Origin of the sequence: Serratia sp. CY76391 (assembly GCF_052166695.1) — a bacterium.
Taxonomy (GTDB): Bacteria; Pseudomonadota; Gammaproteobacteria; order Enterobacterales; family Enterobacteriaceae; genus Serratia; species Serratia nematodiphila.
On sequence record NZ_JBJNOJ010000008.1, the window covers coordinates 398593 to 415984 of the forward strand.

Below are 17392 nucleotides of genomic sequence, written 5' to 3' on the forward strand. Positions count from 1 at the left end.
GAGTAGCTGCTCCGCCTTCGGTCGCCGTAGAAACGATTGGCGGCTGTCCCTACCGAAAGCACAGGCTCGCAGCCTCTTGGCGAACGGATTAACTGTCGTACTTGCAGCGGCCCGATCGACCGCCGTTTCATGCCTAACCTGCCTCAGGCATGCTAATAAATATATAAGAGCCTCGCCGACGGCGCAAAAAACCGCTGCAACGTTGAGCGCATAACGGTGTTAATCCGTAGCCGGAAAGATTATCCAGCAGCCCGATCAGTGAATCGCGCCGGGCGGTAGCCGTGAGGAATGGCGGGATTAACGCCGTGCAGCAGCTCGTCGCTGACCAGCCGACCCAGCGTCGGAGCGCACATCACGGCCGGATGCATCACCGCCACATAGAGACAGGTGGCGCCCAGCGACCCGAGAATGGGATAACCGTCGCGCGGCCTGGGGCGCAGCCCCACCGAACACGTCTGCAGCTGCAATGGCGCCGAGCCGTGCAGGCGGCTTTGAATCGCCGATTGCGCGTCCTCTTCCACGTGTTTGACATTGCCGCCAGCGGGATAATCCTCCGCCGCGAGCAGATCGCCATTTTGCGCATGACGCACTTCGATGTCGTCGCCCGCAATCAGCGTGTTCACCGCCTGCGCCGCCGCGTGATAGCGCAATAAAATTGCCGGCGACGCCTCGATCGGCAACGAGAATTCGCTGCCGTCCAGCAGCGCCGAGATCCCCGTACCGCAGGCGAGCACGACCCGTTCGGCGGCGATCGCGCCCTCATCGGTAACGATGCCGGTTATCTGCCCACCGGCTTCGCGCAGAAATCCGCTGACCGCACGTCCCAGAAGCAACTCGCCGCCCAAAGCGCTTACCCGTTCGAGCAGCCGCTGTGTCACCTCTTGCGGATCGACCGCGCCATCGCGCGCCGCAAAATAGGCCTGGCTATCGGGCCGCCCGAGCGCCGGCTCCAGCGCCATCACCTCGGCTAAGGACAGACGCCGATTGTCGGGGTTTTGCGTAGCCGGTGCCTGACCATAGCTGAGCGCGCCGGACCAATTCACCCACAATTCCGGGATCTCCTGCGTCAGGCGCATCCAGTCAGCCACGATCTCGCGCCGCAGAAACGCGTCGGGAGCGCCGTCAGGTACGCCTTCGCTGATCCAGCCGAACGAGCTGCCTGTGGCCCCCGCCGCAGGATACGCCTGCTCAACGACGATAACGCGCTGCCCCTGACGCGCAAGATGATAGGCGATCGATGCCCCGACAATCCCGGCGCCCACGATAACAATGCGTGATGATGTTCCATTCATTAATGATGCCCGTGCCTCATTTCAAATGTTGTCGCCAAAGCAGCCATGCCGCCAGACAGGCTACCCCGCCGCCGCAGGCCAGCACGGCGTAAGACGCGCCCCAACTGTGGGTGGTATCCATCACCACGCCAAAGGATAACGGGGCGAACGAACCGATGCCGAACCCCAGCAACGATCGCCAGCCCATCACGCTGCCAAGCTGTTGCGGCGGCACGTTGTCCGCCATCGCAGCCGACAGCACGCCAGAGTCGCCGAGGATGAAGAAACTGCCGATGCTGACGAGCAGCAGCGTCCAGCCCGGCCCCCAGTTCGCCGACCACCCCATCAACAGCGAACCCAATGCGCCGGCGGCGCCCATAAACATCAGCACCGATGCGCGATTGAAATAGTCCGAAACGGTGCCGACAATCAATGTAGCCACCATGCCAGCCAGGTGGATCACCGCCGCGACGATCAATCCGGCGCTGAGCGGATCCAGAGAGAAGCCGCTCAACGCCTCGCTGACCAGGCTGGGCGCCCAGGCCCAGTTGCCGAGCAGCTCCCAGCTGTGGGCGATATACCCGATCAGCAACAGCAGGGTCGCATAGGTGATAGCATAGCTTTCACGTTTCGTCTTCCTCCCCAGCGTGCGCGGTTGCGGTTCCCGATAACCGACCAGGGCCAACGATCCCGCCAGCGCTCCCAGTAACGCACCGGCGGCGCACAGAGAAAACGCCACGCCGGCGCCCCAGCGCATGGCGCTCCAACCGGCGATGAAAACCGACAGAAAATACCCCAGCGAACTGGCCGCCAGCACCATGCCGATGGCATAACCGCGCCGCGCCGGACCGTTCATCCCCATCGCCAACAGCAGCGCCGGCGTATAAGCCCCGCCCTGCGTCAAACCGACGAAGGCCATCAACACCAACGCGCCGAGATAAGAATGGGCAAATACGGCGAACAGCATCAACGCAGCGGCGCCCAGCCAGGAGAACAGCAGATAAACCCGGCGGGCGCCCAACGAATCACACCACCAGGAGGCCACCAGCAACGCCAGGGCGTTGGTCAGGCTGAACACCGTCTGCACCGTGCCGGCCGAAGCGGCGTCGAGCTGCCACTCGCTCCTGATGGTCGGCAATGCGCCAGCGAACATCATGGTGCCCAGGCAGAGGCCTGCCCGGCTTACGCAAAGCAGAAAGAAAGCTCGCATCTCAGCGCCGCCTCCCTGTCCATCGATGGGTGAGGATGACTCGACTAACACGGATAACTGACGGGACGAAACTTAACATGGCGCACTCGGCAACGCGGGAAGGATGCGCCATAATAATGAGCAAAATCAATGGCCGACAAACGATCTTTTCTCCCTCATTTGGTTGAGCTAAACTCAACCTATGAAGCGACTTTATTCCCTGCCGCACCTGCCCGCTTTCGAAGCCGCCGCCCGTCTTGGCAGCTTCAGCGCCGCTGCGGATGAGCTGTTTCTCACCACCGGCGCGGTCAGCCGCCATATTCGCAGTCTCGAAGCACAGCTGGGGATCACGCTGTTTTATCGCGCGCACAAGTCCGTGCGGCTGACGCCGGCCGGTGAGAATTTTTCGCGCACCGCGTCTCGGGTGATAAGCGAATTGTTTGCGGCGGAAAGCGCGCTGAAAGCGAGCGCCGGCCGGCAGCGGCTGGTAGTGCACAGCCTGCCGACGTTTACCATGCACTGGCTGATGCCAAAGCTGGCGGCATTCAATGAGATTCATCCGGGGATCGCGGTTGATATCACCACCAGCACCGGCGCCGTCGATCGCAATACGCCGTTTGACGTGGCGATCCGGCGCGATCCCGCGCACTTCTCCGGGCTGAAGGCGATCCCTTTCCTGCAGGAAGACAGCTTGCTGGTCTGCAGCCAGAGCTATTTGCGCGCCATGCCGGTCAGTGCGCCGGACAAGCTTGGCGAGCATACCGCCATCCGCATTCGCGCCCGGGAAGATTTATGGCATAGCTGGCTGAATACCTACCCGACGGCGCTGGGCGCCTCACCGCCGCCGCTCACGCTCGACCATACCTTCGCCGCCATTCAGGCGGCCGAAGACGGCCTGGGGCTGGCCGTCGTACCTTACCTGTTCTGCGCCAAACATCTGTCGTCCGGTCGGCTGGTGTCGCCTTTCCCGGCGTTGACTATCCGAACCGGCGTTTACTCCCTGCTGCTGCGCGATCGGGACGATGAGATCGTGAGAAAATTCGCCGCCTGGCTGCAGACGTTCCAGGCCTAAGCGCCGTATTGGAAGCGCACCGCGTTAACGGTATTCTCAGGCGTGGAGCGTCAGCCCTTTTATCGCCTTATCCACCGCTTTCTTCGGCCCGCGCAGCGCCAGGCCGACCAAATCCAGGTTGTCCGCGTTTTCAGCGAGAAAAACCTGCCGGTTGGCTTCATCGTGCCCGGTCGAGAACATGGCGTGCACATAGGGGATCAGCGTCAATTCCCGTTCCAGCCCTTTACGATGCGCATTTTGCAGGCCCGGCAGATCCGCGGCGAAAATCAGCATCGGCTGCCCGGAAATGCCGCCGTAGCGTCTGCCTTCCGCATCCACGTAACATTCGCCGATGATCTCCGGGGCCGCAGCGGCGATCCCCGTCGCCAGAAAGGCCACCACGTTCAGCCGCTGCCAGGTTTGCAGATCGTCACGCACGATAAACGCTATCTTGGTATCAAACATGTTTCGCTTTACTCCGTTGTGCTGTTAAAAGCACATCATCGGCGATGAACGAGTCAGCGGTATAGAACGTTTGTGCACTGGCGTTGATAGGCCGCCGGCGATAAACGGTAGGCGCGCCGGAACCAGCGTCCCAAATGACTCTGGTCGGCAAAGCCTACCTGCATGGCGACCTGCGCCGGCTCTTCCCCCTGCGCCAGTAACAGTCGCGCGGCACGCAGCCTCAGCCGGATCAGGTAAGCATGCGGCGACTGGCCGAAAGCGCGGGTGAATTGGCGAGTCAAACGGAAACGATCCAGGCCGCACTGAAGCGCAAGTTCCTCCAGACTGGGATTATCCGCCATGTGCTCGTGCAAGTAATCCCGTAAACGATTCATCTCAATCAAAGCGTCATCGCTTTGGGACGTTGGCCTGACGCGTATATGCCGCGCCAAAAGCGTCAGCAGTTGGTCCAGGCTTTGATCGCGCGCCAGCCGGCCTTCCCTCTGATGCAACGCAAAAAAAGCCTGTTGTATCGCGGTCGCCAGCATCGGATCGTCGGTCAACGTGCTGTGGAAGGCGCCTTCCAGCACTGAGGCGTCCCCCAATCCGCGGCGCTGCATCGCGTCGGAGACCCAGCGCTGCGGCAGATAAAGCATCGCATAGGTAAAACCTTCGGCCTGCGGCGCATGGCCATCGTGCACCGCGCCCGGCTCGATCAGCATGGCGCGCCCCGGCCGGCTGGTATGCAGCGAGCGGTGGCAATTGAAACGCTGCAAGCCCTGCTGCGTGACGCCCACCAGCATTTCATCATGATCGTGAGGATCGTAGGCATGCCCCTGAAAGTGGGCGTTGACGCTCTCAATACCGGTTTCGTCATCGCGCCGCAGTTCGAGCCAGTCGGTATGTTGATGATTTGACGCCATGCAATAAATCCGGAGTTCTGCTCACAGGAAAAGAAAAAACAGCTTACCCTGAGACCGCCACCGTTGCACGCTCACAGCTCGCAGATGGCATAAGTGCCCTTTCCGGCCGATTTCGCCTGATACATTGCGCCGTCGGCGCGGGTCAGCAGCATCTCCTCCGTCACATCGCCGCGTGGGGAAATGGCCGCGCCGATGCTGGCGGAAAGCCGCACCTTCTGCGGCCCGATCTGCGTAATTTTGGCCAGTTGCGCCAACACGTTTTCGCAAAATTCGCTGACTTCGCGCCGCGGATCCGTCAACGGCCACAGGATCACCGTGAACTCGTCACCGGCCAGGCGCGAGACGCTGTGGTGCTCGCCGGCGCAGGCGCTGAGCAATGTGGCGAATGTCTTCAGGATCGCGTCGCCGAAGTCATGACCATAGCTGTCGTTAAGGGTTTTGAACCCGTCGAGATCGATAAACAACAGCGCCATCTGCCGCTGATGGCAACAGGCCTGCAGCGTGCCCGACAGCCGGCGCAGAAACGCGCGGCGATTGGTCAATCCGGTCAGCATGTCGTGGGTTGCGTCATATTCCAGCCGCTGCTGCAGCCGCTTCAACTCGGTAATGTCCATCGACAGAATGTAAAACCCCTGCGCTTCGCACGGCACCAGCGTGGTGTGGATCATCAGCAACCCCTTCTGGGTCTGGAGCTCATTCTCGAAACTCACCATTTCGCCCGCGAGGGCCCGTTCGATCATCGGTTTTGCTATCCGATAAACGCTTTCCCCCATGAAATCGCGCACCGTCATTTCTCTGAGACTGGACTCCTCCAGCCCGAACCAGGTTTTGTAGGCGCTGTTGGCGAACAGGTAGCGTTCATTGCCGTCGATCTGGCTGATTAAGGCCGGCATGTTGTCGGTAATGGCGCGCAAACGCTCCTTCTCTGCACTGAGCTGACATTCGGCGAGCACCCGGGTTTCAATCTCTTCGTTGAGCTTCTTGACGACCACGTTCAGCTCTCGCGTGCGGATTTCGACGCGTTGTTCCAGCTCGTGTTGCAGAGCGAACAGATCGGCCTCCGCCGCCTTGCGCTCGCTGATATCGACGATAACCGAAATGAAATGGTCCGGTTTGCCGTTAGGCAGCCGATTGAGCGCCACCGTCAGTTCCACCCATACAATCGTGCCATCGGCGCGGAAATAGCGTTTCTCCAGCGAGTAAGTGCTGATCTCGTTTCTCAGCAACTGCTGCAATTTTTCCAGATCGGTGTTGAGATCGAGCGGATAGGTAATGTCCTGAAAGGTGCGATCCATCAGCTCGCGCTCGGAATAGCGCAACATTTCGCAGATGCGCGGATTGACCCGCAGCCAATACCCCTGCAGCGATACCAGCGCCATCCCTACCGCCGCCTGGGCGAAGGTCTGTTCGAACAGGGCTTCCGAGCGTTGCAGATTGGACTTCAGGTTTTCGGTATAGACGTGGCGTTCAATGCTCTGCAAATACTCCTCCACCACGGCGGCGAAATCGTGCAGGTCGGCCAGTTGTTCCGGGGAAAACGGCTGCGGCCGGCTGTCGATAATGCACAGGGTACCGAGCGGCAACCCGTCGAGCGACAGCAGTGGCTGCCCGACGTAAAAACCGATCCGCGGCCCGCCAATCACCAGCGGATTATCGAAAAAGCGCGGGTCTTTGGCGGTATCGGGCACCACCAGCGCTTCGCGTTGCAAGATAGCATGGCCGCAAAACGAGATATTGCGCGGCGTTTCCCGGGCATCCAGACCGTAACGCGATAAAAACCATTGGCGATCCCGGTCGATCAGTGACACCAGCGCGATGGTCACGCCGAAGTATTTCGCCGCCAGCCGCGTGATGCGATCCAGTTTTTCCACCGAGTTTGAATCCAGCACGTTCAGCGAATGCAATACCGACAGGCGTTCGGCTTCATTTTCGGGGAAGCAGGGTTCGAGCATGTTGTCTCCCATTGTGTCACCGACGGCCCCGGCATAGCCGGCGTGAGTCCGTTCAGCGTTTCCGTCGGTTAGCGGCAAATATCCTTGTCCATCATAGACTCACTCAGTATCAATCCGATTGCGCATTCTCGCCAACTTTGCCGGGCGTTGCGTTTGCCACCGCGCTGCGCTACAGTCGTTCACAAGGTGATGGTGTTCCACCTTTCCCAACCGCCGCGTTCGCTCGAACCGGATGATGACGCCTGATATACAACTTCGCTTTATTTTTTAGGCAGGTATGTCAGGAGTCGCTATGAATGAAATCTCACGTTTTACCCCTTTTCTGCCCCAGCCTGATCTCACCGTGCGGGAAATGCCGCTGTACGTTTTCGGCCATAAAAATCCCGACAGCGACAGCATCTGCAGCGCGCTGGTGGTCGCGGACTGGCTCAATCACCTCGGCAAACCGGCCGTGGCTTTTCGCCTTGGCGAATTGACGCCGGAAACCCGCTACATACTGGCCGCCGCCGGCGTACAAGCGCCTCCGCTGCTGAAAGGCGATCTCCGTGACCGTAAAGTTTGGCTGGTCGATTTTACCGACATCGAACAAGGGCCGGACTCATTGCCCGACAGCGATGTGGTCGGCGTTATCGACCATCACCGGCTGGGTACGTTAATCACTCGCAACCCGCCCGATGTCTGGGTTCGCGCCGTCGGCTGTTGCGCCACCGTGATCCTGCAGATCCTGGCGGCGGAAAGGCCGATGCCGCTTTCTTCCGCCCAGGCCACGCTGCTGCTGGGCGCCATCCTGAGCGATACCGTCGCGCTCAGCGCCCCGACCACTACCGAGCAGGATCGGTTGGCCGCCGAACGGTTACGCGCAATTGCTCATGTCGACGATGACGCCTTCACCGCCGGGCTGCTCGCCGCCAAAACCGATCTCTCGGGGCAATCCGCCGCGCAGTTGCTGCACCGCGACGCCAAGAATTACCGCATCCAGAGCGTCTCGCTGCTGCTGTCGCAGATAGAAGTGTGGACCATGAGCGACATCGATCCTCTGTTGCCCGCACTGCAACAGGCGCTTGAACACGCGAAGCAGGAAGCCGGGCTGGAGATGGCCGCGCTATTGGTCACCGATATCACCTGCCGTCGCTCCACCCTGTATTTCTCGCCGAACCGGGTGATCGACATTCGTCAGGTGTCTCTGCCCGGCATGACGAGCCGGAAAAAAGAGGTTTTACCGTGGTTAACCCGCCAGATCGCTAACGCAGGGAGATAAGTCATGCCGCTCTACCAACATGCTTTACTGCTGGTGCAGGATGAACGCGACGGCCGGCTGCTGTTGCATCATGCCGAACGCCTCAATCAGCAGATGAATACGCGCATTACCGTGGCGCACATCAGTGCCGACTATGCCGAGCTGGACTACCTCAGCGATTCGCTGACCAAAGATCGCCAGTCCAGCGAGGTGATCGCCGCCAAGGCCATGCTCAGCCGTCTGGTGGAGGACTGCTCAATCCCCCTGGAGGTACGCGCAATTGTCAGTATCCATCGCTTCAAAGACGTCGAAGCCCTGATTGCCCGCGAAGGCGTCGATCTGTTGCTGTTAGGCCATCAGAACCGTCCGTTCGGCGTCTTTTCCTCCTTCGGCTTCGAGTTCATTAACCATTTGTCCATCGACGTGCTGATAAAGCATGTGCCAACTCCCTAGAATGAGGTGACTACCCATGAGCTATGAGATTGAAAACGTAACCGCCAGAGAAATCTTGGATTCGCGCGGCAACCCGACCGTCGAAGTCGAAATGAGCGCGGCGGGCGTCGTGGCCCGGGCTTCGGTCCCCTCCGGCGCCAGCACCGGGTCGCGCGAGGCGGTGGAGCACCGCGACGGCGATCCGCACCGTTTCGGCGGCAAAGGCGTACTGGAGGCGGTGCACAGCGTCAAAACGGCGATCAATGAGGCGCTGCGCGGGGTGGATGTGCGCCAACAAGAGGAGATTGACCGCCGGCTGATCGCGCTGGACGGCAGCGAGAACAAGAGCCGATTGGGGGCCAACGCCCTGCTCGGCGTTTCTCTGGCCGCCGCCCGCCTCGCGGCGCAATTGTCTCAGTTGCCGCTGTATCGTTATCTGGGCGGCATCGGCGCCAACCTGCTGCCGGTGCCCTGCATGAATATCATCAACGGCGGCGTGCACGCCCGTTGGCAAGGGGCGGACTTTCAGGAGTTTATGATAGCCCCTCTGGGCGCGCCGTCGCTGCGCGAGGCCGTGCGCTGGGGCAGTGAAGTCTATCAGGCGCTGCGCCAAATCCTGTTGGAACAAGGCCTGTCGGTCGGCGTCGGCGACGAAGGCGGTTTCACGCCGGCGGTCGCCTCAAACCGCCAGCCGCTGGAGCTGATCGTGCAGGCGATAGAGAAAGCCGGCTACCGACCGGGAGAAGATATCGCTATCTGCATGGATCCGGCCTCGAGTGAATTCTACGCCGGCGGCAAATACCGCCTGCGCAGCGAGAACCTCGAGTTGGACGCAACCCAGATGACGGCCTATTACCAGCGGCTGGTGCAGGATTTCCCCATTGTGCTGATTGAAAATGGCTTGGCCGAGGACGATTGGGCCGGCTGGCGTATTCTGAGCGACGCCCTGGGCGATCAGGTAGAGCTGGTCGGTGACGATCTGTTCGTCACCAACGTGAAATATATCCAGCGCGGGATTGATGAACGGTTGGCTAATGCCGCGTTGATCAAGCTGAACCAGATCGGCACCCTGAGCGAAACCTTCGCCGCCGTGCAGCTTTGCCAGGCGAACGGCTGGGGCGCCTTTATCTCGCACCGCAGCGGCGAAACCGTCGACAGCTTTATCGCCGATATGACGGTTGCGATGCGAGCCGGCCATGTGAAAACCGGCGCGCCGTGCCGCGGCGAGCGCATCGAAAAATACAATCAGCTGATGCGCATTGAGGACCAATTGGGCACCGCGGCGGTATATGCCGGGCGCTCCGCCTTTAAACGCCGCTAATCTGTGCAGGCCGGCCACGCACCGGCCAACTTTTCATTTTTGACCTGGCATAACCCCGCCACGCCGGATCCCAGCAAGGTAAGTCGGGTCGCCAGCAATGCTTCTCGCTGTTCATTCAGCGTGACCAACATCCGCTCGATTTCCGCCAGACGGGTCTCGACGCCCTGTATCAACCCATCCTCATAAGCGCTGCCCTGCAGCGCCAGCACGCGTTGGATCGCCTGCAGCGAAAAGCCCAGATTCTGGCCAATTTGGATCAGATGCAGCCGTTCCAGCGCGCTTTCGCTATACACCCGATATCCGTTAACGCCGCGCACCGCTTTGGGCAACAGACCCTGCTGCTCGTAGTAGCGTATCGCCGAGGCGGCCACGCCGGCCCGTTCCGCCAATTCTCCGATCTTCATGCCCTATTGACCTTAAAGTTAACTTTAAACCTAGTATAGCGCCATTCCCCTGCGACAGGAGCGCAAACCCGATGTTTACCCCACTGACACTGCCCAACGGCAGCCGCCTGACCAACCGTTTGGCCAAAGCTGCGTTGGAAGAAAATTTGGCCGATGAAGGCCAACTGCCCGGCCCCGCGCTATGGCGCTTGTATCGCCACTGGGGTATCGGCGGCGCCGGTCTTATCATCACCGGCAACGTGATGATCGACGGCCGCGCCATGACCGGACCCGGCGGCGTGGTGCTGGAACAGGATACGCCGCTCGCCTCATTCGAAACCTGGGCCAAGGCCGCGCGCCAGGAAGGCGCGCAGGTTTGGATGCAGCTCAGCCACCCGGGCCGCCAGGTAATGGCCGACATGGGCGGCAACGCCTGGGCGCCCTCCGCCATTCCGATGGCCATGGGTAAGTACAGCAAAGCGTTCGCGCAGCCGGAAGCCATGAGCGAAGCGCAGATTGCCGAGGTGATCGCCCGCTTTGCCGCCAGCGCGCACGCCGCCGAACGGGCCGGGTTTACCGGCGTGCAGATCCACGCGGCGCATGGCTACCTGATCTCTCAGTTTTTGTCGCCGTTGGCCAACCAGCGCAGCGATCGTTGGGGGGGCGAGCTGGCAAATCGCGCCCGCCTGCTGCTGGAGGTGGTGCGCGCGGTGCGCAAACGGGTCTCGCCAGGTTTTTGCGTGGCGGTAAAGCTCAATTCCGCCGATTTTCAGCGCGGCGGCTTTTCGCCGGACGAAGCCCGGCAGGTGTTGCTGATGCTCAACGAACTGCCGGTCGATCTGGTGGAGTTATCGGGCGGGAGCTATGAAAGCCCGGCGATGCAGGGCGAAACGGCAGACGACAGTACCCTGGCGCGTGAAGCTTATTTTCTGACCTTCGCCCGCGATCTCGCCGCAGTAGCCCGCATGCCGGTGATGACCACCGGCGGCATCACCCGCCCGACGGTGGCGCAACGGGTGCTGAACAGCGGTGTCGCGGTGGTCGGTATCGCCACCGCCATGGCGGAAATTCCCGATCTGCCGCGCCGCTGGCAAACCGGCGAAGCCCCTCATGCGCTGCCCACGCCGGTAAAATGGCGCGACAAAACGCTGACGCTGCTCGCCCGCATGGCGCTGATCAAGCGCCGCATGCATGCTCTGAGCCGCGATCGGACGCGCAACGTGCGTTACTCCCCGCTGTGGTCGCTGCTCATCGATCGGTGGCGCACCCGCCGCACTCTGCGGCGCTATCATGCCTGGTTACAGCAACGTTAATGACCGCGGCGCCGGCAGACATGCCGGCACCGCACAAAAATCCCGCTGTTTTGATCGCGCTACGTAAAATCTGCAAGAAATCACCACTCTGGATACTGCGCTTTTAACGCTCGATTGCTTATATTCATCACAAATTTTGTGTATATAACCGCTATAGGACTTAAGGTGGTGAATAGATGAAAATAAGCCGCTATTTTCTATTTATGTTATTAATCGGAAATTCACCTTAATAATAAATGCATTAAAGAAGCAGCCAAAGGAAAGCAGAAAAGGATTTTTACGCAATGTTAAAGAAATGTTGTTTTCTGCCGGCAAAATCAACGGTCAACAAATCAACAACATATTGATGAGCCTAAGAAAAAACTAAACAATTCAAAACAAAATCGGCTATTGAGTCCCAGGCGAAAAAGCCATATATTGGTCGCGCTTTTCACAAGGCAGTTACTTTTCTAATTCATTAATTCAATCGTTGCGTCTTGAGACCTTCGGTTGTAGGAGAGATATGATGACGGATAAAGTCCGTATTGATACTTTAGTTGCAAACTCATTAAACGGAAACAATGAAACCTATTTGGCGCGTCAAGCCGAATTTGAGTCAAATGTTAGGAGTTATCCGCGCAAATTGCCGTTGGCAATTGCGAAAGCCCAGGGCGTTTGGATCACTGATGTTGAGAATAATCAATATCTTGATTGCCTGGCCGGGGCGGGAACGTTGGCTCTTGGACATAATCACCCCGACGTCCTGCAAAGCATCCAAAATGTCATTACCAGCGGCTTGCCGTTACATACTCTCGATCTCACGACCCCGTTGAAAGATCGTTTCTCCGATTACCTGCTCTCTCTGTTGCCTGGCGAAGGCAAAGAGTATTGCCTGCAGTTCTGCGGCCCGTCCGGCGCCGATGCGGTGGAAGCCGCGCTGAAGCTGGCGAAAAAGCACACCGGCCGTTCCGGCGTGATCAGCTTCTCCGGCGGCTACCACGGCATGACCCACGGCGCGCTGTCGGTCACCGGCAACCTGTCGCCGAAGGCGGCCATCAACGGCATGATGCCGGAAGTGCAGTTCATGCCTTATCCGCATGAATACCGCTGCCCGCTGGGTATCGGCGGTGAAGCCGGCGTCAAGGCGCTGACCTACTACTTCGACAACCTGATCAACGACGTGGAAAGCGGCGTGCGTAAACCGGCCGCGGTGATCCTGGAAGCCGTTCAGGGCGAAGGCGGGGTTAACCCGGCGCCGGCCGAGTGGCTGCAGCGCATCCGCAAAGTGACCCAGGAACACGGCATTCTGCTGATCATCGACGAAGTTCAGGCCGGTTTCGCCCGTACGGGCAAGCTGTTCGCCTTCGAACACGCGGGCATCGAGCCGGACATCATCGTGATGTCGAAAGCGGTCGGCGGCGGCTTGCCGCTCGCGGTGCTGGGCATCAAAAAAGAGTTCGACGCCTGGGAACCGGGCCACCACACCGGCACCTTCCGCGGCAACCAGCTGGCGATGGCCACCGGCCTGACCACCCTGCAGTACCTGAAAGAGCATAAGGTCGCCGACAAAGTGGCCGCTCAGGGCGAGTGGCTGAAAGGCAAGCTGGCCGAGCTGCAGAAACGTTATCCGGTGATCGGGCACGTCCGCGGTCTGGGCCTGATGATCGGCATCGAGATCGTCAAGCCGAACGAAGCGCAGGATCACATGGGCTGCTACCCGGCCGATGGCGAGCTGTCCGCGTTGCTGCAGAAGAAATGCTTTGAATCCGGTCTGATCCTGGAGCGCGGCGGGCGCAACGGCTGCGTGCTGCGTCTGCTGCCTTCGCTGCTGATCACCAACGATGAGCTGGGTATTTTCCTGGATAAATTTGAGCAGGCGCTGTTGGCCGCCGGCGTCAAGCCAGTCTGAGTGGAGCGAATGACCGCGATGTCCAAGTTAAACCCGATTCTGGCTTCCTCGGCGCACAGCGCCGAGGCTTACCGCCAGGCGATCGCACAGAGCAGTGAAGCCGTCGTGCAGTGGCTGCAGCAGCCTGAGATGTATCAGGGCAAAAGCGTTGCCGAACTGCGCGAGCGCATCCAGCTCGACTTCACCCCGCAAGGCCTGGGCAACCAGGCGGCGATCGAGCGCGCCATCGAGTACTTTTTGAAAGACAGCCTGTCGGTGCACCACCCGCAATGCGTGGCGCACCTGCACTGCCCGAGCCTGGTGATTAGCCAGGCCGCCGAAGTGCTGATCAACGCCACCAACCAAAGCATGGACTCCTGGGATCAGAGCCCGTCTGCCACGCTGATCGAAATGAAATTGATCGAGTGGCTGCGCGCCCAGGTCGGTTACCAGCCCGGCGACGCCGGGGTATTCACCAGCGGCGGCACCCAGAGCAACCTGATGGGGCTGATGCTGGCGCGCGATGCGTTCTTCGCGCGTCAGGGCCACTCCGTGCAGCAGGACGGTCTGGTGGGCGATCTGCGCAAGCTGAAAGTGTTCTGTTCTGAAAACGCCCACTTCTCGGTGCAGAAGAACATGGCGCTGATGGGCCTCGGCTATCAGTCCGTCACCCTGGTGAAAACCGATCGCTTCGCCCGCATGGACGTGAACGATCTGGCGGAAAAACTGGCGCAGGCGAAGGCCAACGGCGAGCAGGTAATGGCGATCGTCGCCACCGCCGGCACCACCGACGCCGGCGCGATCGACCCGCTGCGCGATATCGCGCGGCTGGCGGCGGAGCAGAAAATTTGGGTGCACGTGGACGCGGCCTGGGGCGGCGCGCTGCTGCTCTCCGAGCAGTACCGCGACTACCTGGACGGCCTGGAGTTGGTGGACTCCATCACTCTGGACTTCCACAAGCAGTTCTTCCAGACCATCAGCTGCGGCGCCTTCCTGCTGAAAGACGCGCGCCATTATGAACTGATGCGCTATCAGGCGGCCTACCTGAACTCCGAGTTCGACGAGGCGCAAGGCGTGCCGAACCTAGTCTCCAAATCGCTGCAGACCACCCGCCGCTTCGATGCGTTGAAGCTGTGGATGGGGCTGGAAGCGCTGGGGCAGAAGCAATACGCCGAGATCATCGATCACGGCGTCACGCTGGCGCAACAGGTGGCGCGTTACATCGCCGACCAGGAATCGCTGGAACTGGTGATGCAGCCGCAGCTGGCCAGCGTGCTGTTCCGTTACCGTCCGGCGCAGCTGGCGGCGAAAGGCGACGCGGCGGTCGCCCTGTTCAACCAGCGCATCGGTGACGCCTTGCTGGAATCGGGCCGCGCCAACGTCGGCGTGACCGAGTTCGATGGCGTGACCTGCCTGAAAATGACGCTGCTGAACCCGATCGTGACGCTGGAAGACATCAAGCTGTTGCTGGCGCTGGTCGAGAAAACCGCGCAGCAGCTGCCGGCGTAACGTCGTCCCCCTGCCTGTAAAGCCGATAACGTTTGTTATCGGCTTTTTTATTGCCCATCAGAGAACAAGTGGCGCAGCGCTTACGCTGATATACTGCAGCAAACGCCTTCCCTTATTTCCAGCGCCACAGGATAAACGCATGACCGACCCGGATTTCAACCTGCTGATCGCGCTCGACGCGCTGCTGACGGCGGGCAGCGTTGCCGGCGCGGCGCGCCGTCTCGGTTTAAGCGCCTCGGCGATGAGCCGCACCCTCAGCCGACTGCGCGCGGCCACCGGCGATCCCCTGCTGGTGCGCGCCGGCCGTCATATGGTGCTGACGCCCTATGCCGAAACGCTGTGCGAGCGGGCGCGGCACGCGACGTTCGAAGCGCGCGCTGTGTTGCGCCCGGCGCAGGGAGCATTGGATCCCGCCGCGCTGGATCGTACCTTCACGCTGCGCGCCAACGACGGCTTCGTCGAGGCCTTCGGCCCGGCGCTGATCGCCGCCGCTGCCGAACAGGCGCCGCGGGCGCGGTTGCGCTTTGCGCCCAAGCCGGAGAAAAGCGACCGCCCCCTGCGTGAAGGGCTGGTCGATCTGGAGATCGGCGTGCTGGGTGACATGGGCCCGGAAATCCGCCTGCAGGCGCTGTTCCGCGATCGCTTCGTCGGCGTGATGAGAACCGCACATCCGCTGGCGCAGCAGCGCGAGATCGGCGCCGCCGACTACGCCGCCTGCGGCCACGTGGTGGCCTCGCGCAGCGGGCGCATCCTCGGGCCGGTAGACGCCGCGCTGGCGGAGCTGGGGCTGGCACGCCATATCGCCGCCGTGGTGCCGAGCTTTCCGGCCGCGCTGGCGGTGGCGCAAGCCTCGAACCTGTTGGCGTTGCTGCCCGCCTTTTTCCTGCAGGCTCAACCTGCCGATGGCACGCTGCGCGTCTTCGAGCTGCCGGTAAGAACGCCGCCCATCACCGTCTCGCAGATGTGGCATCCGCGCCTGGACGCCGAGGCGGATCACCGCTGGCTGCGGCAGCTACTGCTGACGGTCTGCCGCCAACGCGTGCAGGAACCGCTTTGCGAATAGTGACAATGTCACTAAATTTTGCCCTGCTGATGTCGAGTGCTCCAGCCGACGGCAAAACCCCCATAGCCTGAGGGTTGTTCCCCCTCGTGCGATGGGAGAACATAGTATTCACTATGCCTGACTCAGTGAAACGCCCATGACGCTTCCCCCTCTCTGGCCGGTGTTCGACGGCCATAACGATCTGCTGCTCAACCTGTGGCTGCAGCATGACGACGATCCGGTCGCCGCCTTTTATTCCCGCGTCACGCCGGGCCACCTCGATTTCTCCCGCATGCAGCGCGGCGGATTCTGCGGCGGGCTGTTCGCGGTATTTATTCCTCCGGTCAGCTATATCGCCCAGATGCGTAATCAAACGCCGGAGGAGGCGCAGGCCGCCTTCGATCCGCTGGCGATCGCCGAACGGCAGATCGCTATCCTTTATCAGCTGGAACAGGCTTCTCAGGGGCGGCTGCGCATCTGCCGCACCGCCGCCGAGATAGAACAGTGCCGCCTCAACCGGCAAATGGCCGCGGTGCTGCATATCGAAGGTGCCGGCATGCTCGATGCGGAGCTGACGCAGTTGGAGGCCTTCTACCGGCTGGGCGTGCGCAGCATCGGGCCATTCTGGAATCTGCCGAACGCCTTCGGCACCGGCGTCAGCGGGCCGTTCCCCGGCTCCCCCGATACCGGCCCCGGCCTGACGCCGGCCGGCGAGGCGCTGCTCCGCGCCTGCAACCAGCGCCGCATCATGATCGACGTCTCGCACATGAACGAGAAAACCTTCTGGCAAACCGCCGCGCTGAGCCGCGCACCGCTGGTCGCCACCCACTCCAACGTCCACGCCCTCTGCCCGCAGCCGCGCAACCTGACCGACGCGCAGCTGGAGGCCATCGCCCAGAGCGGCGGGATAGTCGGCGTCAATTTCGGCACCGCCTTCCTGCGCGCTGACGGTAAACGTGACAGTGCAACAACCGACCTAACAGAAATTGTTAAACACGTTGAGTATTTGATCGCTAAACTTGGTGAAGATCGCGTGGGATTTGGCTCTGATTTTGACGGGGTCAACGTACCGCAACCGTTGGAGGACGCCGCCGGCCTGCCGCGCCTGACGCAAGCGCTGGCGCAGGCCGGGTTCGATAACCGGCTGCTGGAGAAGCTGACCTGGCGCAACTGGCTGAACGCGCTCGCCGCCACCTGGGGTGAATAACCCAGTTACGCTTTAAAGGTTGCGATCTTCGTCACATTTCGCCAACATTGGGCCGGCCTAATGCGAAAATTTCTCATTGGGCTCGAACTATCACGATGCATGTAAAGGAGCACCGCTATGACTACCTGGACTAAACCTGAGTTTGTTGACCTGCGCCTGGGGCTGGAAGTGACGCTGTACATTTCCAACCGTTAATCGCCCGTCTGCCCGCCTTTCGCGCGGGCATTTCTTTCCTTCTTTTTCTGGTTCAG

Annotated in this window: 16 protein-coding genes and 1 riboswitch; of the genes, 10 read left to right on the plus strand and 6 right to left on the minus strand. The window is 60.9% G+C overall.

The window, feature by feature from the left end:
- Positions 1-239: 239 nt before the first annotated feature.
- Both ACJ8PN_RS17070 and ACJ8PN_RS17075 read right to left on the minus strand, forming a co-directional pair.
- Entirely contained in the window at positions 240-1292 is a 1053-nt protein-coding gene (locus tag ACJ8PN_RS17070) for an NAD(P)/FAD-dependent oxidoreductase (RefSeq protein WP_442535109.1), read from the minus strand.
- Between the two features lie 16 nt (positions 1293-1308).
- Positions 1309-2481 (minus strand): MFS transporter, encoded by a 1173-nt coding sequence (locus ACJ8PN_RS17075; RefSeq protein ID WP_226988545.1) that lies wholly within the window; start codon positions 2479-2481, stop codon positions 1309-1311.
- 181 nt (positions 2482-2662) lie between these two features.
- On the opposite strand from ACJ8PN_RS17075, the gene ACJ8PN_RS17080 reads away from it, so the two are divergent.
- Entirely contained in the window at positions 2663-3532 is an 870-nt protein-coding gene (locus ACJ8PN_RS17080) for a LysR substrate-binding domain-containing protein (protein WP_437188877.1), read from the plus strand.
- A 36-nt stretch (positions 3533-3568) separates the two neighbouring features.
- Here ACJ8PN_RS17080 and ACJ8PN_RS17085 read toward each other — a convergent pair whose 3' ends face one another.
- The 3 genes from ACJ8PN_RS17085 to ACJ8PN_RS17095 all read right to left on the minus strand — a co-directional run bounded on the left by ACJ8PN_RS17085 (position 3569) and on the right by ACJ8PN_RS17095 (position 6830).
- A complete protein-coding gene (locus ACJ8PN_RS17085; protein WP_049241007.1) occupies positions 3569-3976 on the minus strand; it encodes a DUF2000 domain-containing protein in 408 nt (135 codons plus the stop codon).
- Positions 3977-4029: 53 nt separating this feature from the next.
- Complete coding sequence (locus ACJ8PN_RS17090) at positions 4030-4878, minus strand: AraC family transcriptional regulator (protein WP_015377873.1); 849 nt, start codon at positions 4876-4878, stop codon at positions 4030-4032.
- Between the two features lie 71 nt (positions 4879-4949).
- Positions 4950-6830, minus strand: a complete 1881-nt coding sequence (locus ACJ8PN_RS17095) for a diguanylate cyclase domain-containing protein (protein ID WP_351108435.1) — start codon at positions 6828-6830, stop codon at positions 4950-4952.
- Positions 6831-7006: 176 nt separating this feature from the next.
- Positions 7007-7082, plus strand: a riboswitch (Fluoride riboswitch).
- A 40-nt stretch (positions 7083-7122) separates the two neighbouring features.
- Here ACJ8PN_RS17095 and ACJ8PN_RS17100 point away from each other — a divergent pair.
- Genes ACJ8PN_RS17100 through eno form a run of 3 tightly spaced genes read left to right on the plus strand, consistent with a single transcriptional unit; the run spans position 7123 to position 9820 of the window.
- Complete coding sequence (locus tag ACJ8PN_RS17100; RefSeq protein ID WP_351108432.1) at positions 7123-8088, plus strand: DHHA2 domain-containing protein; 966 nt, start codon at positions 7123-7125, stop codon at positions 8086-8088.
- Between the two features lie 3 nt (positions 8089-8091).
- On the plus strand, positions 8092-8520 hold the full coding sequence (locus ACJ8PN_RS17105; protein ID WP_004937850.1) for a hypothetical protein: 429 nt from the start codon (positions 8092-8094) through the stop codon (positions 8518-8520).
- Between the two features lie 16 nt (positions 8521-8536).
- The gene (gene eno, locus ACJ8PN_RS17110; protein WP_442535110.1) at positions 8537-9820 is read left to right on the plus strand and encodes a phosphopyruvate hydratase; all 1284 of its coding nucleotides are present in this window, start codon (positions 8537-8539) and stop codon (positions 9818-9820) included.
- On the opposite strand, the gene ACJ8PN_RS17115 is transcribed toward eno, so the two are convergent.
- Positions 9817-10224, minus strand: a complete 408-nt coding sequence (locus tag ACJ8PN_RS17115; RefSeq protein ID WP_103085269.1) for a MerR family transcriptional regulator — start codon at positions 10222-10224, stop codon at positions 9817-9819. The genes eno and ACJ8PN_RS17115 overlap by 4 nt on opposite strands.
- Positions 10225-10295: 71 nt before the next feature.
- Here ACJ8PN_RS17115 and ACJ8PN_RS17120 point away from each other — a divergent pair, with 71 nt between their 5' ends.
- The 6 genes from ACJ8PN_RS17120 to pqqA all read left to right on the plus strand — a co-directional run bounded on the left by ACJ8PN_RS17120 (position 10296) and on the right by pqqA (position 17336).
- On the plus strand, positions 10296-11516 hold the full coding sequence (locus ACJ8PN_RS17120) for an NADH:flavin oxidoreductase/NADH oxidase family protein (RefSeq protein ID WP_351108425.1): 1221 nt from the start codon (positions 10296-10298) through the stop codon (positions 11514-11516).
- Between the two features lie 505 nt (positions 11517-12021).
- Positions 12022-13404: a diaminobutyrate--2-oxoglutarate transaminase gene (locus tag ACJ8PN_RS17125; RefSeq protein ID WP_004937838.1), complete on the plus strand. Its 1383-nt coding sequence runs from the start codon at positions 12022-12024 to the stop codon at positions 13402-13404.
- A gap of 18 nt (positions 13405-13422) precedes the next feature.
- A complete protein-coding gene (locus tag ACJ8PN_RS17130) occupies positions 13423-14892 on the plus strand; it encodes a pyridoxal phosphate-dependent decarboxylase family protein (protein ID WP_015377868.1) in 1470 nt (489 codons plus the stop codon).
- Positions 14893-15031: 139 nt separating this feature from the next.
- Positions 15032-15955 carry a LysR family transcriptional regulator gene (locus ACJ8PN_RS17135; RefSeq protein ID WP_351108421.1) on the plus strand — a complete coding sequence of 308 codons (924 nt, stop codon included), beginning with the start codon at positions 15032-15034 and terminating at the stop codon, positions 15953-15955.
- 136 nt (positions 15956-16091) lie between these two features.
- On the plus strand, positions 16092-17141 hold the full coding sequence (locus tag ACJ8PN_RS17140) for a dipeptidase (RefSeq protein WP_351108418.1): 1050 nt from the start codon (positions 16092-16094) through the stop codon (positions 17139-17141).
- A 117-nt stretch (positions 17142-17258) separates the two neighbouring features.
- Positions 17259-17336, plus strand: a complete 78-nt coding sequence (pqqA, locus tag ACJ8PN_RS17145) for a pyrroloquinoline quinone precursor peptide PqqA (protein WP_004937827.1) — start codon at positions 17259-17261, stop codon at positions 17334-17336.
- The last annotated feature ends 56 nt before the right edge of the window (positions 17337-17392 follow it).